Below are 23,367 nucleotides of genomic sequence, written 5' to 3'. Positions count from 1 at the left end.
TCGCCAAGACCGTCGACGGCCACACCACCCGCTTCTTCTGGCAGGGCGACCAACTCGTCGCCGAAAGCAGCCCAACCCACTACCGCAGCTACCTCTACGAACCCGGCAGCTTCAGCCCCCTGGCGCTGCTCGACGGCAAAGGCCCGAAAAAAGCCTGCCCGTTCTACTACCAACTCGACCATCTCGGCACCCCGCAGGAACTCACCGACTACGGCGGCGACATCGTCTGGTCGGCGAAATACACCGCCTACGGCAAGCTCAGCCAACTGACCCACGGCGGCGGCGAACAACTCGAGCAACCGCTGCGCTTCCAGGGCCAGTACTTCGACGCCGAAAGCGGCCTGCACTACAACCGCCATCGCTACTACCACCCCGACACGGGACGCTACCTGACACCCGACCCGGTGAAGCTGGCCGGCGGGTTGAATGCCTATCGGTATGTGCCGAATCCGACGGGGTGGGTGGATCCGTTGGGGTTGGCCGATTGTCCGGGTGCGGGTGGATGCAAGAAGCCGGCGACGGGGGAGCGGGATCCGAGCGCGAAGGTTAAGGTTGATGAGGGGGAGCCCAGTCCTCCAAGTCCAAAAGAAAATTATTATCTCTATCGAGGGGATGATAGAGAACCTTGGGAAATTTTTGAGGCCGGATTTGAGCCTTGGGGAGATAGTACCGATCTTTATTTACACGCCGTGGACAACCGAAATCCTCCTAGCTACTTCGTCAGCACGTCAACCAAAGAAAGTGAAGCAAAAAGATTTGCTACCGGCTATGGACTTATCGATGGGTATATTTACGTACTGAAAAACATCAACGGAATAGATGTAAACAAGGAGCTCGGTCTAATGTCACCCCACAGGCGAGAAGTTGAAATCGCATTTCCTGGTGGAATAAAAAATGATGATATCGTCGGTGCCACGCCCGTCTATGATGATGGCAGCTACAAAGGATTCTCAATACCCAACCCATATAGGAAGAAACCATGAAGCAAATTAAAATAATGATTGATATAAAAGGCAATATTGAAACGGCCACTATTGAGTTTGACAGAAGAGAACCAACACTTACACTTGAAATGAAAAATGGATTTAAAAAATCTTACTCTGCCTACGATTTATATATATGCTTCGGCATGTTAAGAGCTGACCACCCTGAAATTAAATTTCTTTGCAAAGGTTCAAAGTTAAATGTTCATCCTTCAAGAATGTCATCCCAGATGTCAAAGGGGCTTGTCGCATACGAACTAAAAATTGGAAAGCCTAGCGAGGACGAAGACTTAGTACGAATCTTCGACTACGAAGATGAACACATTACAAACGACATTGAAGAACAAAAAAAATTTTATAAAAAATGGTTAGAGTCGCTAGCCCGAAAATAAATTCAAATAACACCAAACCAGCCAATCACCAATTCACATTTGATACAACCCTGCGGAAAGCTTAATACACCTATGCCCAAAAGAAAAATCAAAATAAAACTCAAGAACACCATAGAGACCGCCATCTTAATAGACCACTACAGTAAATTAACATTTATTAGAAAAAACGGATTTAGAAAAACCTATACCGATCATGACTTATACTCATGTCTCGCACAAATTAGGCTAGAGTTCCCTGATATACAATTCCTTTGTAAAGGAGCGAAAATCAATGTTTTCCCGTCCTCAATGTGTTCTCAAATGAGCAATGGAGCAATTGCTTACGAAACGAAGCTGGGAGAAAAAGCCTCTTTCGATCAAATTGTCAGTATTTTTGATTTTGAGGATCAAAATATTACGAGCGACATAGAAGAACAGCGAGCCTTTCACCGTCAATGGCGGAATTCTTTCGGTGATGCTGACTAGCTGCAACACAACAACGCCGACGAGCACGCTTTGGATGCGTTCGAAAATGGACCTTGGGAAACAATATCCGACTGTGGTGGCCGCTTGGCGACGGGCCTGGGATCGAGTCACCCCGTTTTCATGTTCCCGCCGACCATTCGAAAAGTGATTTACACAACCAATGTGATCGAGAGCATCAACGCCCAATTGCGCAAGATCATCAAGACTAGGGAACACTTCCCGACCGACGGATCGGTTTATCAGGTCAACGTGGTGAAACTGAGGTCTGCCTTGTGGCAGGCCATTACTGGCCCGCACACAAAAAAAAAACTGACAGTATCAAAGGCTTAGTTAGAACATATCCTTGGATAGCTCTAACGGCAGATTCTTAATAGCACTATAAGCGCATGAAAACTTTAAACGAGGACTTGTTTTAATTTTTAACAAGCCAAAAGCCCAGCAATCTGCCGGGTTTTAATCACCAAAAATTTGACCAATTTAGCCTCCAGAACGCCCCGAACTATCCCCCGAACTACCTGATCCTCCAGACCCACTCCCAGAACCGCTCCCCATCGTACTTCCACCGCTCCCTGCCCCTCTGCTCTCCCCCGCGCTGGTGCTGCTCCCATTGGCATCCCCACCATTCCCACCGCCAATCGTGCCCGGCGGAAGTGCATTCTCGGGCCCCGAGCCCGCGTTCATTTCCGTGGATGGCGGCATGCCGCCCTTGTCGACTGGCGCATCGTTGCCGGCCAATGCCCCCCATGAACCGAGTGACAACAATCCGGCCACTGTCAGGGCCGTGAATTTTGACTTGATCATGGTGCACTCCTTCCAAAGTGGCTTACCTGACTTCTGGCAGCAGCCACTTTTCAGGTGTGCCATTCAATCGACGAGCGGCATGGCATCGAGGGGCGCGAATCAACTGGGTTCGCTGGAACCATCTTTATCGGCAATGTCCGGGTTATCCGGGGTCACCTCGACGTCGGTGCGTCTGACGTCTTCATTGGGGACTTGCTCGACACCCGCGTCATCGTCGGGTGGACGCTGATCGCGGCTCAAAGGGTCGGTCGGTGAAGGCAGCGGATACTCGGGGGTATCGTCAACGTCGGTGTCTTTCGGATCAGCGCTCATGGTGCACCTCGCAAAGAACCTTGAAGGCAGGCCCTGGAATTTCGAGGCCGCAGCGAGGCTGCACGTTCGATCAGGCAGACAATCGGTCAATCCAACCCTGCAACAAAAATGAAAAAACCCGGAGCATGGCCGGGTTTCCGTTGTCGGCATTGCCGACTCAGTGGTGTTTATTTTTGTGTTTATGCTTGTGTTTATGTTTGTGACCGCCACCGGAATGGCTGTCGTTATCGCTGCCCAGGTTGTTGCCGACGGCGCCACCTGCCGCCCCACCAAGGCCCGCACCGATGGTCGAGCCGGTTGAGCCGCCAATGCTGTTACCGATCACTGAACCGCTCGCCGCCCCCAGACCGCCGCCGACCGCCGCTTCAGTACGGCTGCCCTTGGAGGCGCCGACCGCACTACCGGCCGCGCCACCCACACCGGCACCAATTGCAGCGCCGGTACTGCCGCCCAATTGCCCCCCGACCACATTACCCAGCGCTCCGCCAAGACCACCGCCCACCGCTGCGGTGCCGTCACCGGCCGCCATGGCCAGCGGTGAGAGCAAGAGCCCGAATACCAGGGCAGGCAACATGAGACGTGGAGCCTGGTGGCCGTTAACTTCCTTGCCTTTGCAATTCGCTGTCATAGCGTGCCTCGAATTTCTCAGGGGTGTAGAGCTTTGAGCGGCTAAACACAGAAACGTTCGCTGAGCGGTATCAATCAACCCGCGATAGCCCGGTCGGCCGACAGTTTGCCAGCCCCTTCGATCAATACCGCGATGCTGCCACCGAGCAGGGCCAGGGCAAACTCATAGCCGTTGTTGGCCATGAACAGACCGTTACTGATGTGCACCGAGAAGATCGCCACCAGCGACAGGAAAGTCAGTCCCAAAGCTGCCGGGCGCGCCAGCAGGCCGATGATCAGTGCCAGACCGCCGAAGAACTCGGTCCCGCCCGCCAGCATCGCCATCAGATAGCCCGGCGCCAGGCCGATGCTTTCCATGTACTGCGCGGTGCCGGCCAGGCCGTAACCACCGAACGCGCCGAAGAGTTTCTGCGCGCCGTGGGCAGCGAAGATGATGCCGACAAAAATTCGCAGAACGGTCAGGCCGTAGCCGGCGCGGGTAAACAGAACCTTGTTGATCAGTGTGCTCATGCTGTGTCATCCATTGTGAGTGTGTGTTGGTTGGCCGCCATATTAATCAGTAAAAATTATATTTAAAGCGCAAAAAACCGCTATAACACTTCAGTTTATTCGATCATTTCCGCAGGACAACCTTTTGCCCCTGGGGCTCCAACGACTCCCGCTCCCGATCGAACGCCAGGTAATACTTGTTCACGCTATTAACATAGCTGACAGGTCCCATTCCCACCTGCTCCATGGCGATGCGCTCAACCTGAAAGAACCACTGATTGGGATTCAAGCCCCGCCGCCGCGCCTCGGTACGCATCCCCTGAACCCGTTCCGGGCCGATGTTGTAGGCCGCCAACACAAAGGCCATGCGCTCGCGCTCGTTGAGCTTGGGACTGGCGAAGAACTTGCGGCGAATCATCGCCAGGTACTTGGCCCCGGCCTGCACATTGGCATCGAGATCGTGAATATTGCTGACCCCCACCCGCTGGGCCGCGGATGGCGTGATTTGCATCAGGCCGGTCGGAGCGCCGCCGCTGCGGGCCTTGGGTTGCAGGCCGGACTCCTTGAACGCCAACGCCGCCAGATTCAGCCAGTCCATGCCTTGGGCGTCGGCGTGTTTCTGCAACACCGGGCGAAGCTTTTCCAGACGCTGGCGGTCAGCCTTGGCCAAGGGATAATGGACTTGATAGAGACGCCGATAGATCCGCAGAAAAGCCGCGTCCTGATCCGACGGTTTTTTGTAGCCGCCGAGGAATCGGTCAATGCTGGCCCGCAGCATCGATGCATCGCGGCGCACGAACCAGTACTCCTCGCCCGGCTCGCTGATCTGCACCTGCCGGTCCAGGCGCAACTTCGGCAGGATCTTGCCCCAACGCTCGACAATCGGTTGCTCGACGATGGTCAGGTGAAAGATCCCCCCCTGGACCATCTCCAGCACATCCTCGACCGCCAGGCTTGGGTCGACCCATTCGATATTGACCGGAGGCAGCTTGTTCAGGGCGAGTTTCTGATTGATCTGGCTGACCGCATCGCCAGCGGCACTGCCGGTGGGCAGCGCGAGGGTTTTGCCCGACAGTTGTTCGAGGCGGGTGTAGCGACGTTCGCCCTTGATCCCCACCAACACCAAGGGAATGTTGCTGGCAATCGGTTCGCTGGTGCTGACGGCGAAACCCGGGCGCAGGTCGAGTAATTCCCCGGGAGCCACCAGGTCGCCCTCCCCGCGCTGCAATGCGCCGAGCAGTTGATCCTTGGCCTTGGGGATGATCTTGAGGGTGATTTCCTGACCGTCACGGGCGTGACCGTTGAGGTACTGCTCGAAGGCGCGCAAACGGTGATATTCGACGCCGATGGCCTGGCCCTGGACTTCGCCGGAACTGTTGCGGCTCTGGTTAACCAGGACCCGCAACACGCGACTGCTGCGAATTTCCGTCAGGTCGCGCACCTTGGCCGCCGGCACGGCTTGCAGCGGTCCGGGCAGACGCGCAACCGCCGACATCGGCAGCAGCAGCGAACAACACAGCAGTAGCAAAACCGAGGGACGAATCATCCACTCTCCGGAAAGAATTCGGGTCGATCGCATGGGTATTTTCATGCAATCAAAATGTCTGAAACCGGGCGCCTGAGACGCTGGCAAAGTGCGAAAGACTGGCACAGTGATGGCACTTTGACCATCCTGTCCTGCCTCGCGGAATCAAAAGACAGCTATAACTCGTTGTAGTTCTTGGTTTTTCTTATAAATCTACAGCTCTGATATGCTTTCCGGCCTTTGGTCCGAGGTAGCACCATGCAACTCATCGATATCGGCGTCAACCTGACCAACCCCAGCTTTGCCGACAAACACCAGGCTGTACTCGACCGGGCCTATGCCGCCGGTGTCTGTCAATTGGTGCTCACCGGCACCAACGTCGAGGGCAGCGAGCAGGCGCTGGAGCTGTGCCGGCAACTGGATCAAAGCGGGCAACGGCTGTTCGCCACCGCCGGCATTCACCCCCACGCCGCCAGCGACTGGAACGCCGACAGCGCCCGCCACCTGCGCAGTCTGCTCAAGGAGTCGAACGTGGTTGCCGTGGGTGAATGCGGCCTGGATTTCAACCGTGATTTCTCGCCCCGCCCGCAACAGGAAAAAGTCCTGGAAGAGCACCTGGCGCTGGCGGTCGAGTTGCAGTTGCCGGTGTTCCTGCATGAGCGCGATGCCAGTCAGCGTCTGCTGGAGATCCTGCGTGACTACCGCGACCAATTGCCGGCGGCGGTCGTGCACTGCTTCACCGGGGAACAAAAGGCGCTGTTCAGTTACCTCGACATGGACCTGCACATCGGCATAACCGGCTGGATCTGCGACGAACGCCGGGGCACGCATTTGCATCCGCTGGTCAAAGAGATCAAGCGCGGACGCCTGATGCTCGAAAGCGATGCACCGTACCTGCTGCCGCGCAGCCTGCGTCCAAAGCCGAAAAATGGTCGCAACGAACCGGCGTACCTGACGGAAGTGTTGCGGGAGGTGGCGTTGCACCGTGGGGAGACTCAGGAAGACCTGGCGGCGCACACCACCGCCTGCGCGCGGGCGTTTTACGGGTTGCCCCCCCCTCCCCTATAAACAGACAAATTCCTGTGGGAGCGGGCTTGCCCGCTCCCACAAGGGAATGCAGTGCCTGTTGATCCATATCAAGATTCGGCACCCTGAATAGCGGCAAAATGCTGGCACCTTGCCAAAACTGTTTCCGCTATCAGAGAAGACCTCCATGGGTGCCTGGCTTAGCAATATCTCGCTGAAATACAAATTCTGGGCGGTCAATGCCGTCGCCTTCGTCACGACCCTGCTGTTGGTGCTGTACGCCGTTCAACTCGAACAGCAGGCCCGCAACCACGCAGCCCAGGCATCGGCCCAGACCCAGGCGCATTTGCTCAGCGCCTGGCCCGCCGGGCAGCCTCTGCCCAAAGCCGAGAACCTGTTGACCTTCAGCCGCGGCCAGGCACCGGTACTCAATGGGCAACCCATACCTGAATTGAGCAATGCAAACGGCTGGGTCGAGATCAACGCCCTGCCGATTTTCGGTGACAACCTGCTCATTGGCGCCGAGGTATTCACACGCGCGGACGGCCAGCAGGTCGCGGTGATTGCCCAGGGTCCGAGCCTGAGCCAGGTGTTCGGCGAGCGCTTCACGAACTATGCCGTGGCGGTGTTCATCCTGATGCTGGCGATGCTCGGCGCGTCGCAATTGCTGATCCGCTTCCTGCTCAGCCAACTCAATACCTTGAAAGACGTGATGCTCCATGTCGAAAAAACCGGCGACCTCTCGGCTCGCGTCCCGCTGGCATGCAACGACGAAGTCGGGCAGATGGCCAATGCGTTCAATGCCATGCAGGCCGGTTATCAACGGGTGGTCAACACCGTCGCCAACACTGCTCGCCAACTGGACGACGGCGCCGCTCGGCTGGCGTCGAGCATGAATGAAGTACGCCACGGCATGTTGGGCCAGCAGAGTGAAACCGATCAGGCCGCCACCGCGATCAACGAAATGACCGCCACGGTCCACCACATCGCCCAGCATGCCGGCGCCACCCGCGACCTCTCGCAATCGGCCGATACCCTGGCCGGCAGCGGGCAGGCGGTGGTCATGCGCGTACAGCAGTCGATTGCCGGTTTGTCCACCGGGGTGCAGCAGACCGCCGAGATGATTCAGTGTCTGGCCGAAGACAGCCAGAAGATCAACGGTGTGGTCAATGTGATCCACAGCATTGCCGAGCAGACCAACCTGCTGGCGCTGAACGCCGCGATTGAAGCAGCCAGGGCCGGTGAAATGGGCCGTGGCTTTGCGGTGGTCGCCGATGAAGTGCGCAACCTGGCCAAGCGTGTGCAGACGTCCACTGACGAGATCACCGTGATGGTGGCGGCGCTGCAGGCCGGCACCCGGGATGCCGTGGACTTCATGCAGGAGAGTTCGTTCAAGGCCGACGACTGCGTTCAACAGGCGCAAGAGGCTGGCACTGCCCTGGCGCAAATCACCGGGGCGGTGGCGCAGATGCGTGAAAGCAATACCCAGATCGCAGTGGCGGCCGAGCAGCAGAGCCAGGTGGCGGAAGAGATGAACCGGGCGGTGGTGAGCATCCGTGATGTCACCGAGAACACCGTGCAGCAGACGGTCGCTTCGGCGATTACCAGTAATGAGTTGGCGTTGTTGGCCGGGGAGTTGAGCAAGGCCATAGGGCAGCTCAAGCTGTAAGGGCCTGCTCGCGAAGGGACTCGCCAGGTCAACATCAATATTGCCCATGGCCCCTATCACTTCGATAGCCATCCTTGATTCGCCGCCCGCATTGGCCGGGCCTATCCTTCAATCATGTAGTTCACATGGATTCGAGGATCAGCATCATGGGCAAACGTCACCCCAATCTTCCCGCCTGGCAATGGCGTGCCTACCCGAACAATCACCAGCACCCGACCAATCTGGTGTTGCACCTGATCGCCGTGCCGCTGTTTATCGTCGCGTTTCTGTTGATTGTTTCCGGGGTGTTCGGCCTGAATCTGGCGAACGTCGCCATCGGCATCATAGGCGTGATCGCCGCGCTGGGGTTGCAGCGTCACGGTCACAGCCTGGAAGCGCAAGCGTCCGAACCGTTCAGTGATCGCAAGGATGCGGTGTCGCGCCTGATGGTCGAGCAGTTCCTGACCTTTCCGCGGTTTTTCCTCAGTGGTGGCTGGTGGCGCGCCTGGCGTGAGCGCCACCGCCGTCATTGATCAGGCAAAGACTGTCACCGTCTGCCGACTCATGGCAATCAAGCGGCCTTCCACATCCCACAGATTCGCCGCGGCATGGCCGTAGCCGTCGGTGGCATGTTCGGTTTCGACGAGGTATTTGCACCAGTCCAGTGTACTCAGCTCCAGCAGGGGCTGGACGAATTCGATGGTCCAGGTCAGCGTGCTGCCCATGGCCGGTTTCTTCAGGTGCGGCATCACGGCCGGTGGCCAGGCGTCCACCAGCGCCAGAATGTGGGCTTCGCTGATCGCCTCTTCCTTCACATCACCACGCAACCGCACCCAGCCGCCCATCTGGCGCGAGGTGTTGCCGGTGAACGGCAGCCCGCCGACACTCCAGCGCATCGCCAGATGGCGCATGAACTCCGGGATCACACCTTCAATGAACGGCAGTTCCTGGCAGTCGTCCCAATGCTTCATTTCCGGCGCCGGTTGCGCGATCACGGCCACTTCCGAAGCTCGCGAGGCGCCGAAGCTGCCCTGGATCATGGTCACCACCTGCCCCTTCTGCATTGCCCGGCCCAGCACCTGGCTGACGGCCTTGCCCTCGCGCAACACATCGACTTCAAAACTGACCGGCACTTCGGGTTCCACCGGACCAACGAAGGTGATCGCCAGCGAGCGCACCGGACGATCCGCCGGCACCTTTGCGCGCATGGCTTCGTACTGCAAGGCGGCCACCAGGCCACCGAAACTGGCACGCCCCTGCGCCCATCCGGCCGGGATGGTCAGCTCCAGCGGTTGGCGGCGGACAGCGTCGAGCAGATCGGAAAAGCGCATGAAAACCTCAGGGGCGAAAAAAGGATGAAGGGATCTTAACCAGCCGGCGAAGGCTGTACAGCGCGTATTCCGGCCAAATTCACCGGCAGATGAGCCGGCTCGCTACTCATGCCATACACAAAGATCCTGTGGGAGCGAGCTTGCTCGCGAAAGCGGTCTGTCAGTCACAACTATGTTGGATGTGCCGCCGTCTTCGCGAGCAAGCCCGCTCCCACAAGGGAAATGCGCTTGTATCAGGATTTGAAACAGGCCTTGTCCAGTTTGTCGAGGACGCGGTCGGAGCGTTCTTCGGCCTCGGCCATTGTGGTTTTCCAGGTCGCGACACAGGGTTGCAAATCCATCTCTTTCTCTGCCATGGCCAACCATTGCAGACAGTCATGCCAGTCCCCCAAAGCGCCCTGCGCCGCCTTGAGCCTGGACAACGCCGCTTTCGGCAAACGATCCAGCTCGGGATAGGCTTCGATGCCATAACGCACGCGCTTGATCAAAAGTCGCAAACGATGACGGTCGTGGGCGGGATCGTGCAGGGCTTCGTCGAGTTTCTTCCACTGCTTGGCCAGGCGTTTTTCGATGCGTTTACCCAGGCCCTTGAGCAACCCCGACCGCTGGGACGCCCGCAAGAAACGCGGAAAAGCGTCGAGGATCATCAGCAACTGCGCAAGCTCGGTGCTAGTCGCCACTGCCGGATACGCCCGGGCCATCTGCGCCATGCGCCGTTGTGCGGCTTCGGCTTGCTCATGCTCGAGCAGGTAGGCCGCCAGCACCTCGCGATCGCGCAATGGCGTGGTCAGATCGCCGACCCCGGAGGCCGCCGTCTCCAACTGTTCGACGCCCGGCAAGCCGCGCAATGGCCGCAGCAGGCTGCGCAACCGGCGCACCGTGGTACGAAGGTCGTGCAAGGCTTCCGGATCGGTGCGGGCACTCAAGCGGGCCTGACACGCCAGCAAACGAACTTCCAGGCCCAGGACATGGGCCACCAAGCGATTAATCATGGGTTTACTCCGTAAACAGCTGCAAGCGGCAAGCTTCAAGCGGCAAGTTGAATTGCAGCAAGGTGATCTTGTAGCTTGAAGCTTAGAGCTTGTAGCTGCTTCTATCGCCCCGCGCGGGATTCGCGAATATAGAAACGCGCCTTCTCGGCTTTCCTGGTGCAGCCTTCAAAGCCTTCGAATTGCTGTTGGGTCTTGGCCGCGGTCAACAGTGACAGGGCTTTGGAGTAGCTGACAGTCCCGGCGAAACCCTCGGCCTTGGCCAGGTCCAGTTCACGCCACGCCGCGTCGAGACTGCTGCCGCAGCTGTCGCGATAGGCGGTTTTACCGGCGCAACCGGCAAGTACCAGGGCAATCAATGGCACACAGATCCAGGCTTTCATCACTCACACCTCAAAGATAAGAAACAGTCATGCAGGTAGGACGGTCCGGCACGGGAAAAGTGCCGTCCATCGCCTGCGCAAGCTATAGCGCTGGCGAGAATAATCAAGTGCCGCCATAACAATAAAACGACGCACTCACTTCACTGAGCGACCTTGCGATTGAAGCGCGCCCTTCGATGGGCGCATTGTTGAACCATTCAAACGAGGGCGATTCATGAAAAAGCGTGTCGCACTGGTGTTGGGCTCGGGTGGAGCCCGGGGTTATGCCCATATTGGCGTCATCCAGGAGATTGAACGGCGTGGCTACGACATTGCCTGCATCGCCGGTTGTTCCATGGGAGCGGTGGTCGGCGGGATCTACGCCGCCGGCAAGCTGGATGAGTATCGCGACTGGATCGAAAGCCTGGATTACCTCGATGTACTGCGCCTGGTGGATGTCAGTTTTCGCCTGGGCGCGATTCGTGGGGAAAAGGTGTTCGGGCAGATCCGCAAGATTGTCGGCGAGATCAATATCGAAGACCTGCGCATTCCCTACACGGCCGTGGCCACCGACCTGACCAACCAGCAGGAGATCTGGTTCCAGGAAGGTTGCCTGCACCAGGCCATGCGCGCCTCGGCGGCGATTCCCAGCCTGTTTACCCCGGTGATGCAGGGCAATCGCATGCTGGTGGACGGCGGCATTCTCAACCCGTTGCCGATCGTGCCGGTGGTCTCGAGCCATTGCGACTTGATCATCGCGGTCAATCTCAACTCCACCAACCAGCGTCACTATCAACTGCCGGTAATCCAGCGTCCCGCCGCGTTCAAGACCCGCTTCGACAGCCTGATCAACTCGCTCGGTTCGAAGCTGCCATTCCGGCGCAAACCCGCCGAGCAGTTGTTGCTACTGGAAAAAGAAGCGTTGATGGCGGAGGCGGCCGACATCAATCCCTGGGTCGAGTCCGCCGAACCCGAAGCCCAGCAACCGGCAGCCGCGCCCGAACGCGACGGTGCTCCGAAATCCGCCACCGGCTCGTTCATTATCGACAACGTAGGACCTGCGTCCTTGCTGGATCTGATCAACCAGAGCTTCGAGGTGATGCAAACTTCGTTGGCGCAGTACAAGATCGCCGGTTATCCGCCTGACATCCTGATCAACGTGCCGAAGCGGGTGTGCCGGTTTTTCGAGTTCTACAAGGCGCCGGAGTTGATCGCGCTGGGACGGGAGATTGCGCGCGATACGCTGGATCGGTATGAGAATGATCGGGATTCCTGAGGTTCTCCGTTGAACAAGAGAACCTCATCGCGGGCAAGCCCGCTCCCACAGACAGCCGTGGTGTATCGACAAACGCATATCCTTGTGGGAGCGGGCTTGCCCGCGATGAGACCGGGTCAGGCAATAAAAAACCTAAAGGCCACCCTCACTCAACAACCGATACCCCACCCCCGCCTCCGTCACGATAAACCGTGGTCGCGTCGGATCATCCGCCAGTTTCTGCCGCAAATGCCCGACCACGATCCGCAGGTAATGGCTGTCTTCGGTGTGGGTCGGTCCCCAGATGTCCTTGAGCAGTTGCTGCTGGGTGATGACCCGTCCCGGATGGCGCGCCAGTTGCGCCAGCACGGCGTATTCCTTGCGGGTCAGGGCGACTTCGCTGCCGTCGAGCAGCACTCGGCGAAACGCCAGGTCCACCGTCAGCGGGCCGAAGCTCAGCGCGGCTTGCTGGGCTTCGCCCACCGGTGCCTGTCGCAACAGCGCGCGGATCCGCGCCAGGAATTCCTGGATACCGAAGGGTTTGGTCACGTAGTCATTGGCGCCACCGTCCAGCGCTTCAACCTTCTGCCCTTCGCCGGCACGCACCGAGAGCACCAGCACCGGCGCCACCGACCACTCGCGAAACTCACGCAACACCTGTTGGCCGTCCATGTCCGGCAAACCGAGATCGAGTACCAGCAGGTCCGGTTTGTTCAGCGCGGCCTGGGCCAGCCCTTCGTTACCGGTGCCCGCCTCCAGCACTTTGTAGCCTTGGGAAACGAGGCTGATGCGCAGGAATTTGCGGATCTGCGGTTCGTCGTCGATGACCAAAATGGTCGCGGTCTGGCTCATGGATTCACATCAATCTGAAGAGGTGGAAAAGAGTAGCGCAAGCACCAACAGGCTTCACCTTCGGCACTTAATTTTCAAACGCCGGCTGAGCCTGCAGAGGCAGGTGCAAAGTGATGCAGGTGCCGCGTCCTTCGATACCGTCGGCGACGCTGATCCGCCCGCCGTGGGCACCGACCATGCCCTGACAGATCGCCAGCCCCAGCCCGGTGCCCTGCCCGCCACGATCGCCGCGGGCGGCGGTGTAGAACATGTCGAAAATCTTCTCCCGCTCCGCTTCCGGGATCCCGGGGCCTTCGTCACTCACCGAGAAAAACAGCTCGCTGTCGTCAGCCCCGGCGCTCAATTGCAAACGACCGTGGGCCGGCGAGAAGCGCGCGGCGTTTTCCAGCACATTGATCAAGGCCTGTTCGATCAGTGCGGCGTGGACGTACAGCAACGGCAACTCCGCCGGCACCTCGACACTGACCTGCAACGACGCCAGCACCGTGCGCAGGCGATTGAGCGCGCTGCCGACGATGTCCGCCGGCGATACCCAGTCCCGCGCCAGTTTCAGCGCGCCGTGACCGAGGCGGGTCATGTCCAGCAGATTCTGGATGTAGCGGTCGAGGCGTTCGGCTTCATCACGGGTACCTTCGAGCAGCTCGCGGCGATCCTCCAGCGGGATCGCCTCGCCAAGGGCCAGCAGGCTGTCGATGCTGCCGCGCATGGAGGTCAGCGGTGTGCGCAAGTCGTGGGACACCGAGGCCAGCAAGGCGCTGCGCAGTTGCTCGGTTTCACCGTGCAGCCGCGCCGCCTCCAGGTCATCGGCCAGTTGCGCGCGGGCCAGCGCCTGTGCCAGTGGCTGGCTCAACGCTGTCAACAAACGCCGACGCTGGCCGCTCAAGGTCTGGCCCTCTTTCGCGCACACCCCGAGCAGCGCCAGCGGCCCCTCCTCCACCGACAGCGGCCACCACCACCAACGACCGAACGGCAAAGTGCCGGTGCCCGCACCTGCCGGTTGGTCGTGTTGCCAGGCCCAATCGGCGGCCGCGCGTTCGGCTTCGGTGAATTCCAGCGGGCCACCGGTTTCGACTTTCCAGCCACTCTGGCCGTCGCGATTGAGCAGGCACAGTTGCAGATCGCTCCAACCCTCGAAGTGATGAGCCGCGGCATTGATCACGGCCTGACGATCAGTGGCGGCGGTGAGTTTGCGCGACAGGTCGAGCAGTTCGGTCGTTTCCTCCTGGGTGTCGCGCAAGGCCTGCAGCTGGCGCCGCTGTCGCGCCGCGAGGTTGCCGGTGAGGGCCGCCATCAGCAGGAAGAACAGCAAGGTCAGCACGTCTTCTTCGCGCTGGATGTGGAAAGAAAAATTCGGCGGAATGAACAGGAAGTCGTAAGTCAGAAACGACAACACGGCACAGGCCAGTGCCGGGCCGAGGCTGCTGCGCACCGCCACCAGCAACACGGCGGCGAGGAACACCAGGGAAATATTCGGCAGCGGCAAGACACTCGCCACCGCCCAGGCCAGGGCACTGGCGAGTACGGTTGCGACCAGCGCCAGTGCGTAGTCGAACCACACCAGCGAATGAACCGGACGTAGTCGTGGCTGATCCTGTTCGTGATCGCTGTCGATGACGTTGATTTCCAGCCCGCGTGCATGGCGCAACAAACGCGCCGCCAAACCACCACCGAACAGTCGACGGCGTAATCGCTGACGGGACTGTCCGACCAGCACCAGGCTGGCGCGACGCTCGGCGGCATGCTGGATCAGGGTCTTGGCCACCTCGCCGGCCCGCAGCAACACCACTTCGCCGCCCAGGCGTTCGGCCAGTTGCTGGGCACTTTGCAGGCGCAGGCGCGACTGCTCGTCACGCACACTGCCAGTGTCCACATGCACCAGGCTCCACGGCAGATGCCGGCGCTGGGCGACGCGGCTGGCGTGACGCACCAGACGCTCGGCCTGAGCATCGCCATCGATGCCGACCAGCAAGCGCCCGCGCACGGCTGGCGCCGCCTGACCGAGTTGACGATAACCCTGGGCCAGATCGTTATCGACCTGAGCCGCAGCGGTTTGCATCGCCAGTTCACGCAACGCGGTGAGGTTGGTCTGGGAGAAGTACGCATCGATGGCCGCCCGCGCCTGCTCCGGTACATAAACCTTGCCGTCGCGCAGACGCTCAAGCAGCTCGCGTGGGGGCAAGTCGATCAACAGCAGCTCGTAGGCCTCTTGAAGCACCCAGTCCGGCAGCGTTTCGCGGATCTGCACGCCGGTGATGCCACGCACCTGATCGTTGAGGCTCTCCAGGTGCTGGACATTGACCGTGGTGTACACATCGATGCCGGCGGCGAGCAGTTCCTGGATGTCTTGCCAACGTTTTGCGTGACGACTGCCGGGGGCATTGGTGTGGGCCAGTTCGTCCACCAGCACCAGTTTCGGTTTGGCAGCGAGCAAACCGTCGAGGTCCATTTCTTCGAGCATCACGCCACGGTATTCCGAGCGCACCAGCGGTTGCTGCGGCAAGCCACCGAGCAGCGCTTCGGTCTCGGCGCGGCCATGGGTCTCGACCACACCGGCGATGAGCTTCACGTCTTGACGTAGTTGAGTGTGGGCCGCTTGCAGCATGGCGTAGGTCTTGCCGACCCCGGGCGCGGCGCCGAGAAAAACCTTGAGCCGGCCACGACCGTCGCGGGGCAGGTTGGCTAACAGCGCGTCGGCGCGGCCGGAGTCGCTCATGTTTGGGATTCTCTTATTTCAGATGTTCATGTAGTGGCTGTTCTGCCGTCTTCGCGAGCAGGCTCGCTCCCACATTGGATTGCGTCCCCCTGTGGGAGCGAGCCTGCTCGCGAATGGCCGCACCGCCGCTCTACAACTTTTCCAGCGCCCTGTTCAGCGCCAACACATTCACCACCGGTGGGCCTATCAGCGGCTGCTCGATGTGCGCGTCCAGCAGGTTTTGCAGGGTCGCGACCGGCAGGTTGCGCGCCGCGGCGACACGCGCCAGTTGATAGGCAATCGCGGCCGGTGGCAAGTGTGGATCGAGGCCGCTGCCGGAGGTGGTGACCATCGCCAGCGGCACCGGCCCCTGACCGGGCACCAACAGTTTGTTGGCGTCGTCGATCACGCGAGCGGCCAGGGCCGGGTTGCTCGGCGACAGGTTGCTGGCGCCGCTCGACACGGTGGCAAAGGCACCAGCCGATGGCCGTGGGTGGAACCAGGCGTCACCGACGAAATCCTGGGCAATCAGCGAAGAACCGCGGACCTTGCCGTCGACATCGCGGACCAGGCTGCCATTGGCCTGATCGGGGAACGCAACCTGCGCCACGCCGGTGACTACCAGGGGATAGGCAACGCCGGTGATCAGGGTCATCAGGACCAGCAGGCTCAGGGCCGGGCGTATCATTGTGGACATTTCAAAATCCTCGAATTGTAGGAGCGAGCTTGCTCGCGATGAACTGGAGAGCACCGCGTTCATCCAGACAGAACGCGTTATCGTTAACGCCCATCGCTAGCAAGCTAGCTCCTACAGTGGATGTGGGTGTGTTTGCTTAAACCAAATGCAACGCCGTCAACAGCATGTCGATGGCCTTGATGCCCACGAACGGCACCAGAATCCCGCCCAGTCCATAAATCAGCAGGTTGCGGCGCAGCAATGCCGCCGCGCTCGCCGCTTGCACCCGCACACCGCGCAATGCCAGCGGAATCAGCACGACAATGATCAAGGCGTTGAACACGATCGCCGAGAGAATCGCGCTTTGCGGACTGCTCAGGTGCATGATGTTCAGCACGCCGAGTTGCGGGTAGATCGCGGCAAACAGCGCCGGCAGGATCGCGAAGTACTTGGCCACGTCGTTGGCAATGGAAAACGTCGTCAACGCGCCGCGGGTCACCAGCAACTCCTTGCCGATCTGCACCACATCCAGCAGCTTGGTCGGGTCGCTGTCGAGGTCGACCATGTTGGCCGCTTCGCGCGCGGCCTGGGTGCCGTCGTTCATCGCCATGCCGACGTCGGCCTGGGCCAGCGCCGGGGCATCGTTGGCGCCGTCGCCGCACATGGCGACCAGGCGACCGTCGTTTTGCTCGTGACGAATGCGCGCCAGTTTTTTCTCCGGCGTGGCTTCGGCCAGCACGTCATCCACACCCGCTTCAGCGGCGATCGCCGCAGCGGTCAGCGGGTTGTCGCCGGTCACCATGACCGTGCGTATCCCCAGTTTGCGCAACTCGGCAAAACGTTCGCGGATGCCGGGTTTGACCACGTCCTTGAGGTGGATCGCGCCCAGCAGTTTGCCGTCGGCGCAGACCAGCAACGGCGTACCGCCACTCTGGGCAATCTTGTCGATTTCCCGAGACAGCGGCGCGGCCAGATCGGTGCGTTTGAGACCGACGAAGGCCAGCAGCGAATCCACGGCCCCCTTGCGATAGACACGGCCCTGATAGTCGACACCCGACAGCCGGGTTTCGGCACTGAACGGCACGGCTGTCAGCAACTCGGCGGCCCGCTCAGGCTGCGGTTGAGTGCCACGCAGGTATTCGACGATGGACTTACCTTCCGCCGTGTCGTCGGCCAGCGAGGCAAACAAGGCGCCCTCGGCCAGCTCCCGGGCCGTCACCCCTGGAGCCGGGACCACAGCGGTGCAACGACGGTTGCCGAAGGTGATGGTGCCGGTCTTGTCCAGCAGCAGGACATGCACGTCCCCCGCCGCTTCCACCGCGCGACCCGATTTGGCGATCACATTCAGACGCACCAGGCGATCCATCCCGGCGATACCGATGGCCGACAGCAAACCGCCAATAGTGGTCGGGATCAGCGTGACCAACAATGCCACCAGGAACACCAGCGGCAGGTTGCCGTTGGCAAAGTGCGCGAACGGTTGAAGGGTCACGACCACCAGCAGGAAGATCAGGGTCAGGCCGATCAGCAGGATGTCGAGCGCCACTTCGTTCGGGGTTTTCTGCCGCTTGGCGCCTTCGACCAGGGCGATCATGCGGTCCAGTGTCGACTCACCGGGGTTGGCGGTGATCTTCACCAGCAGCCAGTCAGACACCAGCCGGGTATTGCCGGTAACGGCCGAACGGTCGCCGCCGGACTCGCGGATCACCGGTGCCGATTCACCGGTGATCGCCGCTTCGTTGACCGCGGCGATGCCTTCGATCACTTCGCCGTCACCGGGGATCATCTCCCCGGCTTCGACGCGCACCACATCGCCTTTGCGCAGGCTGGTGGCCGGCACCACCTGGAAGGTGCCATTGCTGGTTTTGCGGCGCGCGCTCAAGCCTTCGCTGCCGGCCTTGAGGCTATCGGCGCGGGCCTTGCCGCGACCCTCGGCCAGGGCCTCGGCGAAGTTGGCGAACAGCACGGTGAACCACAGCCACACCGCGATCTGCGCCGCGACGAAGGTCGGTACCGCCGTATCCGGTACGAAGCACAGTACGGTGGTCAGGATCGCGGTCAGCTCGACCACCAGCATCACCGGTGCGCGCTTTAGTTGCCGCGGGTCGAGCTTGACGAAGGCTTGCAGCAACGCCGGGCGCCAGAGGGCCGAGATCGCGGTTTTCGGTTGTTCCGGTGCCTTCGCGGCAACCGGTTTTACTACGGGCATATTCATCAAATAGTCCTCAGCTCTTTAACCCAAAAGCAGCCATGCTCAAGTGGTCAGCAATCGGCCCCAACGCCAGGGTCGGCAGAAAGGTCAAACCACCCACCAGCAAAATGGTCACGGTCAGCAGGGTCACGAACAGCGGGCCATGAGTCGGGAAGCTGTTCTGCCCGATCGGTGCGGTTTTCTTCATCGCCAGGCTGCCGGCCAGGGCCAGGACCGGAAGGATGTAACCGAAGCGCCCGATCAACATGCCCAGGCCCAGCATCAGGTTGTGGAACGGCGTGTTGGCGCCGAAGCCGCCGAACGCGGAACCGTTGTTGGCACTGGCCGAGGTGTAGGCGTAAAGCAACTGGCTGAAACCATGGGGTCCGGGATTGCTCACCGAGGCCACGGGGCCGGGCAGGCTGGCGGCAATCGCGCCGAGTACCAGTACGCCGATCGGCATGACCATCAGGGTCACCACCAGCAATTGCACTTCCTTGGCTTGCAGTTTTTTGCCGAGGTACTCCGGGGTGCGGCCGATCATCAGGCCGGCGAGGAACACCGCGATCAACACGTTGAGCAACATCCCGTAGAGCCCGGCGCCGACGCCGCCGAAGATCACTTCGCCGACCATCATGTTGACCAGCGCCACCATGCCGCTGAGCGGGTTGAGGCTGTCGTGCATGCCGTTGACCGAACCGTTCGATGCCGCCGTGGTGGTGACTGACCAGAGCACGGTGGCCGTGGTGCCGAACCGGGCTTCCTTGCCTTCCAGCGGCGCGGTTTGTTCTACAGCGACGTTGTTCAGGGTCGGGTTCGGTTGGTATTCGGCCCACAACGAAGTCGCACCACCGATCAGGAACAGCGCCAGCATGCAGGCGATGATCGCGCGACTCTGACGCAGGTCTTTCACGTAGTGGCCGAAGGTGAAGACCAGCGCGACGGGAATCAGAATGATCGACGCCAGCTCGAACAGGTTCGACCAGGCCGTCGGGTTCTCGAACGGATGCGCCGAGTTGACGCCGAAGAAGCCGCCACCGTTGGTACCCAGTTGCTTGATCGCAATCTGGCTGGCTGCAGGACCGAGCGGGATCACCTGATCGACGCCCTGCATCGTCACCGCATTCACGTATTGCGCGAAGGTTTGCGGCACGCCTTGCCAGACCAGGTACAGCGCCAGCAACAGGCACAGCGGCAGCAGGCCGTAGAGGGTAGCGCGGGTCATGTCGACCCAGAAGTTGCCCAGGGATTGGGTGGACTTACGACCGATGCCACGGCAAAGAGCGACCAGCACAGCGAGGCCGGTGGCGGCGCTGACGAAGTTCTGCACGGTGAGGCCGGCCATCTGGCTCAGATAGCTCAGCGATGCTTCACCGCTGTAGGCCTGCCAGTTGGTGTTGGTCATGAAGCTGATGGCGGTGTTGAACGCCAGCGTCCACTCCTGGCCCGGCAGGTTTTGCGGGTTCAGTGGCAAATGGTCCTGGAATAACAGGATCGCGAACAGCAGCAGGAAACCCGCGAGGTTGAAGGCGAGCAAGGCCATGGCGTACTTCTGCCAGCTCTGTTCGGCCTGTGGATCAACCCCGGCCAACCGGTAGCAACCCCGTTCGACCGGGCCGAGGATCGGCGTCAGCCAGGTGCGCTGGCCTTCCATCACCTTGTAGTAGAAGCGCCCGAGAAACGGCGCCGGGACCAATACCACCGCGAAAAACGCGAGGATCAGCCAATAGTCATAACTGTGCATAGCCGCTCCTAGTTCCGGTCCGCGCGCAACAGCGCAACCAACAGATAAATGAACAGCCCCACTGCCAAAAGCAGTGACACCCCGTCCAGAACGCTCATGGAAGTTCTCCGTGTTACGGCGTATTGCCGCGTGTGGGTTCATTGTCGGAAGGAAGGCTGTAAAAGAACGAGAGTGAGGCCGCGCGCGGGGAATAAAGAAAGCGTAAAGAGTGGGTTTATGCGGGCGTTACGGCGGTGTTTTGATGACCGCTGACACGAGCGGGCTCGCTCCCACTGCGACTTTGCGCAAGAATGTCGGTTGTCGCTGCCCATTGCCGGAAAAACACCATGAATGTATTCACCACCGATTTGCCCGGTGTTCTAATCATCGAGCCAAAGGTGTTTGGTGATGAACGAGGCTTTTTTTACGAGAGCTTCAACGCCAGGGTTTTCAAGGAAGCCACGGGGCTGGACGCTGATTTCGTTCAGGACAATCATTCGCGCTCAAGCAAAGGGGTATTGCGCGGTCTGCATTACCAACTGGAGAACACCCAAGGCAAACTGGTTCGTGTAATCAATGGGGAAGTACTCGATGTTGCCGTGGACATTCGCCGCAGCTCAGCGCATTTCGGCAAATGGGTGGCAGTGCGACTGTCCGCCGAGAACCATCGCCAGCTCTGGATTCCTGAGGGTTTCGCCCATGGTTTCGTGGTGCTGAGTGATTTCGCCGAATCGCTCTACAAGACCACCGACTACTACAACCCGGCTGCCGAACGTAGCATCCGCTGGGATGATCCGGAGCTCGCCATCGACTGGCAACTGGACGAAGCACCGCAACTGTCGGCGAAGGATCAGGCGGCGGCGTTCTTTAAAGTAGCTGACGTATTCTCCTGAACCGTGCTCATAGGCACCTTACGCACAGGCGCTCGGTAGAAAGTCCTCCGCTTGCTCGACTAAAGCAAAATCGGTCCCACACTCCTATTGCGCAACCCCGGTCATGCCGACAAGCTATACCCATTTGTTATCGACTTACTGAAAAGGCTGGCCATCATGCGTATCCTCATTACCGGCGGTGCCGGTTTCATCGGCTCTGCCCTGGTTCGCGAGCTGATTCGATACTCCAGCCATGAAGTGCTTAACCTGGACAAGCTGACTTACGCCGGCAATCTCGAATCACTGACCACCATTGCCAACGACACTCGCTATGAATTCGTTCAAGCCGACATCGTTGATCTGCCGACTGTCAGTGCTGTGCTGAACCGTTTCCAACCACACGCGATCATGCATTTGGCAGCTGAATCCCACGTCGATCGTTCCATCGACGGACCGTCTGATTTCATCCAGACCAATATCGTTGGAACCTATAGCCTGCTGGAAGCCACTCGCGCCTATTGGCAGACCCTCGCCGAGCCGGAAAAAAGTGCTTTCCGCTTTCACCATATTTCCACCGATGAGGTCTATGGCGACCTGCATGGTGCCGAGGATCTGTTTACGGAAACAACGCCCTATGCCCCCAGCTCGCCGTACTCCGCCAGCAAAGCGGCGTCCGATCATCTGGTCCGCGCCTGGCATCGCACATATGGCCTGCCGGTCTTGTTGACCAACTGTTCGAACAACTACGGCCCCTTTCATTTCCCCGAAAAGTTGATCCCGCTTGTGATACTCAATGCCTTGGCGGGCAAGCCTTTGCCGGTATATGGCAATGGCCTTCAAGTACGCGATTGGCTGTTTGTCGAGGACCACGCCCGGGCATTGCTCAAAGTGCTGAACGCAGGAAAAATCGGAGAGACCTACAACATCGGTGGGCACAACGAGCAAAAGAATATCGATGTCGTACGGGCCATTTGCACACTGCTGGAGGAACTGGCACCGCAAAAGCCGGAAGGTGTAAAGCATTACGCCGACCTGATCACCTTTGTCCAGGATCGTCCTGGCCATGACCTGCGCTACGCAATCGATGCCAGCAAAATCGAACAAGATCTAGGTTGGAAACCCGCAGAGACATTCGAAACCGGCCTGCGTAAAACCATTCAGTGGTATTTGAACAATCTGGAGTGGTGCCAACGTGTACAAGATGGCAGCTACCAAGGTGAACGCCTGGGTGCCATCAATCCCAAGGAGTTACTCGCGTGATGAAAGGAATAGTTTTGGCGGGGGGCTCAGGTACGCGCCTGCACCCGATTACACTCGGTGTGTCCAAGCAGCTGTTGCCGGTTTACGACAAACCGATGATCTACTATCCGATTTCAGTATTGATGCTGGCCGGCATCAAAGAAATTCTGGTGATCTCTACTCCTCAGGATCTGCCTCAATACCGCAACCTGCTCGGTGATGGCAGCCAGTTTGGGGTGAGTTTCAGCTATGCCGAACAGCCATCGCCGGATGGTTTGGCTCAGGCCTTTCTGATTGGCGAACAGTTCATTGGCACCGACTCCGTGTGCCTTATTCTCGGCGACAACATCTTCCATGGTTCGTATTTTGGTGGCCAGTTACAGAACGCGGCAAAACGCTCTTCTGGCGCTACAGTTTTCGGTTATTGGGTCAAAGACCCCGAGCGCTTCGGCGTGATTGATTTCGACAGCGAAGGTCGTGCCGTATCAATCGAAGAAAAACCGGAAAATCCAAAATCCAGCTATGCGGTTACCGGCTTGTATTTCTACGACAATGATGTGATCGACATCGCGAAAGCAGTCAAGCCCTCTCCACGCGGCGAACTCGAAATCACCGACATCAACATCGCCTACCTGGAACGTGGTGATCTACAGGTCGAGCGCTTCGGTCGTGGATTTGCCTGGCTCGATACCGGCACCCATGACAGTTTGCTCGAGGCTTCACAATATGTGCAGACCATCGAACATCGCCAAGGTCTGAAAATTGCCTGCCTTGAAGAGATCGCTTACCTCAATAAGTGGATCAACCGCGAACAGCTGCTTGAGCGCGCTCACTACTTCGGCAAAACCGGATATGGTCAGTACCTCGCCAAACTGGCAGGGGAGCGATAAGGATGAGTAAGTCCGACTTCTGCAATG

Annotated in this window: 24 protein-coding genes; 11 read left to right on the top strand and 13 right to left on the bottom strand. The window is 59.5% G+C overall.

The annotated features are described in order from the left end of the window. The 4 genes from FFS64_RS28525 to FFS64_RS28510 all read left to right on the top strand — a co-directional run. Window positions 1-983 (top strand): RHS repeat-associated core domain-containing protein (locus FFS64_RS28525; protein ID WP_177498740.1); only part of this gene is annotated, 983 nt, incomplete at its 5' end. After that, a complete protein-coding gene (locus FFS64_RS28520) occupies window positions 980-1,375 on the top strand; it encodes a hypothetical protein (protein ID WP_137808089.1) in 396 nt (131 codons plus the stop codon). The genes FFS64_RS28525 and FFS64_RS28520, both read left to right, overlap by 4 nt. A 300-nt stretch (window positions 1,376-1,675) precedes the next feature. Beyond that, complete coding sequence (locus FFS64_RS31915) at window positions 1,676-1,840, top strand: hypothetical protein (RefSeq protein ID WP_256660574.1); 165 nt, start codon at window positions 1,676-1,678, stop codon at window positions 1,838-1,840. 30 nt (window positions 1,841-1,870) lie between these two features. Continuing rightward, a complete protein-coding gene (locus tag FFS64_RS28510; RefSeq protein WP_171017154.1) occupies window positions 1,871-2,170 on the top strand; it encodes a transposase in 300 nt (99 codons plus the stop codon). Window positions 2,171-2,740: 570 nt separating this feature from the next. Here FFS64_RS28510 and FFS64_RS28500 read toward each other — a convergent pair. From FFS64_RS28500 to FFS64_RS28485, 4 genes are all read right to left on the bottom strand, one after another. Beyond that, a complete protein-coding gene (locus FFS64_RS28500) occupies window positions 2,741-2,953 on the bottom strand; it encodes a hypothetical protein (protein WP_137808085.1) in 213 nt (70 codons plus the stop codon). Window positions 2,954-3,110: 157 nt separating this feature from the next. Then, on the bottom strand, window positions 3,111-3,527 hold the full coding sequence (locus tag FFS64_RS28495) for a glycine zipper domain-containing protein (protein ID WP_256660573.1): 417 nt from the start codon (window positions 3,525-3,527) through the stop codon (window positions 3,111-3,113). Window positions 3,528-3,655: 128 nt separating this feature from the next. After that, window positions 3,656-4,090 carry a DoxX family protein gene (locus FFS64_RS28490; protein WP_137808083.1) on the bottom strand — a complete coding sequence of 145 codons (435 nt, stop codon included), beginning with the start codon at window positions 4,088-4,090 and terminating at the stop codon, window positions 3,656-3,658. Window positions 4,091-4,193: 103 nt separating this feature from the next. Next, on the bottom strand, window positions 4,194-5,615 hold the full coding sequence (locus FFS64_RS28485; protein ID WP_137808082.1) for a transglycosylase SLT domain-containing protein: 1,422 nt from the start codon (window positions 5,613-5,615) through the stop codon (window positions 4,194-4,196). Between the two features lie 237 nt (window positions 5,616-5,852). Between FFS64_RS28485 and FFS64_RS28480 the strand changes: the two genes are divergently transcribed. The 3 genes from FFS64_RS28480 to FFS64_RS28470 all read left to right on the top strand — a co-directional run bounded on the left by FFS64_RS28480 (window position 5,853) and on the right by FFS64_RS28470 (window position 8,801). Then, entirely contained in the window at window positions 5,853-6,662 is an 810-nt protein-coding gene (locus tag FFS64_RS28480) for a TatD family hydrolase (protein WP_137808081.1), read from the top strand. A gap of 145 nt (window positions 6,663-6,807) precedes the next feature. Next, the gene (locus tag FFS64_RS28475; protein ID WP_137808080.1) at window positions 6,808-8,289 is read left to right on the top strand and encodes a methyl-accepting chemotaxis protein; all 1,482 of its coding nucleotides are present in this window, start codon (window positions 6,808-6,810) and stop codon (window positions 8,287-8,289) included. Between the two features lie 146 nt (window positions 8,290-8,435). Continuing rightward, complete coding sequence (locus tag FFS64_RS28470; protein ID WP_137808079.1) at window positions 8,436-8,801, top strand: Mpo1-like protein; 366 nt, start codon at window positions 8,436-8,438, stop codon at window positions 8,799-8,801. Here the strand turns inward: FFS64_RS28470 and FFS64_RS28465 are convergent, their stop codons facing one another. From FFS64_RS28465 to FFS64_RS28455, 3 genes are all read right to left on the bottom strand, one after another. After that, a complete protein-coding gene (locus FFS64_RS28465; protein ID WP_137808078.1) occupies window positions 8,802-9,599 on the bottom strand; it encodes an acyl-CoA thioesterase II in 798 nt (265 codons plus the stop codon). It abuts the gene before it with no gap. A 233-nt stretch (window positions 9,600-9,832) separates the two neighbouring features. Then, window positions 9,833-10,591 (bottom strand): CHAD domain-containing protein, encoded by a 759-nt coding sequence (locus FFS64_RS28460; RefSeq protein ID WP_137808077.1) that lies wholly within the window; start codon window positions 10,589-10,591, stop codon window positions 9,833-9,835. A 101-nt stretch (window positions 10,592-10,692) separates the two neighbouring features. Next, on the bottom strand, window positions 10,693-10,971 hold the full coding sequence (locus FFS64_RS28455; protein WP_137808076.1) for a hypothetical protein: 279 nt from the start codon (window positions 10,969-10,971) through the stop codon (window positions 10,693-10,695). 214 nt (window positions 10,972-11,185) lie between these two features. Between FFS64_RS28455 and FFS64_RS28450 the strand changes: the two genes are divergently transcribed. Beyond that, entirely contained in the window at window positions 11,186-12,226 is a 1,041-nt protein-coding gene (locus FFS64_RS28450; protein WP_137808075.1) for a patatin-like phospholipase family protein, read from the top strand. A gap of 132 nt (window positions 12,227-12,358) precedes the next feature. On the opposite strand, the gene FFS64_RS28445 is transcribed toward FFS64_RS28450, so the two are convergent. The 6 genes from FFS64_RS28445 to kdpF form a co-directional block, all read right to left on the bottom strand. Further along, window positions 12,359-13,057, bottom strand: coding sequence for a response regulator (locus tag FFS64_RS28445; protein WP_137808074.1), 699 nt, complete (start codon window positions 13,055-13,057; stop codon window positions 12,359-12,361). Between the two features lie 67 nt (window positions 13,058-13,124). Next, a complete protein-coding gene (locus FFS64_RS28440) occupies window positions 13,125-15,770 on the bottom strand; it encodes a sensor histidine kinase KdpD (protein ID WP_137808073.1) in 2,646 nt (881 codons plus the stop codon). A 130-nt stretch (window positions 15,771-15,900) separates the two neighbouring features. After that, window positions 15,901-16,446, bottom strand: a complete 546-nt coding sequence (gene kdpC, locus FFS64_RS28435) for a potassium-transporting ATPase subunit KdpC (RefSeq protein WP_137808072.1) — start codon at window positions 16,444-16,446, stop codon at window positions 15,901-15,903. A 136-nt stretch (window positions 16,447-16,582) separates the two neighbouring features. Next, complete coding sequence (gene kdpB, locus FFS64_RS28430) at window positions 16,583-18,640, bottom strand: potassium-transporting ATPase subunit KdpB (RefSeq protein ID WP_137808071.1); 2,058 nt, start codon at window positions 18,638-18,640, stop codon at window positions 16,583-16,585. 10 nt (window positions 18,641-18,650) lie between these two features. Continuing rightward, a complete protein-coding gene (gene kdpA / locus FFS64_RS28425) occupies window positions 18,651-20,360 on the bottom strand; it encodes a potassium-transporting ATPase subunit KdpA (RefSeq protein WP_137808070.1) in 1,710 nt (569 codons plus the stop codon). An 8-nt stretch (window positions 20,361-20,368) separates the two neighbouring features. After that, window positions 20,369-20,458: a K(+)-transporting ATPase subunit F gene (gene kdpF, locus FFS64_RS28420; RefSeq protein ID WP_007899818.1), complete on the bottom strand. Its 90-nt coding sequence runs from the start codon at window positions 20,456-20,458 to the stop codon at window positions 20,369-20,371. 228 nt (window positions 20,459-20,686) lie between these two features. Between kdpF and rfbC the strand changes: the two genes are divergently transcribed. The 3 genes from rfbC to rfbA all read left to right on the top strand — a co-directional run bounded on the left by rfbC (window position 20,687) and on the right by rfbA (window position 23,340). Next, a complete protein-coding gene (gene rfbC / locus FFS64_RS28415; protein ID WP_137808069.1) occupies window positions 20,687-21,232 on the top strand; it encodes a dTDP-4-dehydrorhamnose 3,5-epimerase in 546 nt (181 codons plus the stop codon). 156 nt (window positions 21,233-21,388) lie between these two features. Then, a complete protein-coding gene (gene rfbB / locus FFS64_RS28410) occupies window positions 21,389-22,471 on the top strand; it encodes a dTDP-glucose 4,6-dehydratase (RefSeq protein ID WP_137808068.1) in 1,083 nt (360 codons plus the stop codon). Continuing rightward, on the top strand, window positions 22,468-23,340 hold the full coding sequence (gene rfbA, locus FFS64_RS28405; RefSeq protein ID WP_137808067.1) for a glucose-1-phosphate thymidylyltransferase RfbA: 873 nt from the start codon (window positions 22,468-22,470) through the stop codon (window positions 23,338-23,340). Before rfbB ends, rfbA begins: the two co-directional genes overlap by 4 nt. Window positions 23,341-23,367 lie beyond the last annotated feature (27 nt).

Source organism: Pseudomonas sp. G(2018) (assembly GCF_005502415.1).
GTDB lineage: Bacteria > Pseudomonadota > Gammaproteobacteria > Pseudomonadales > Pseudomonadaceae > Aquipseudomonas.
The sequence above is the reverse complement of the archived record's forward strand: the minus strand, read 5'-3'. Positions and strand labels throughout refer to the sequence as shown.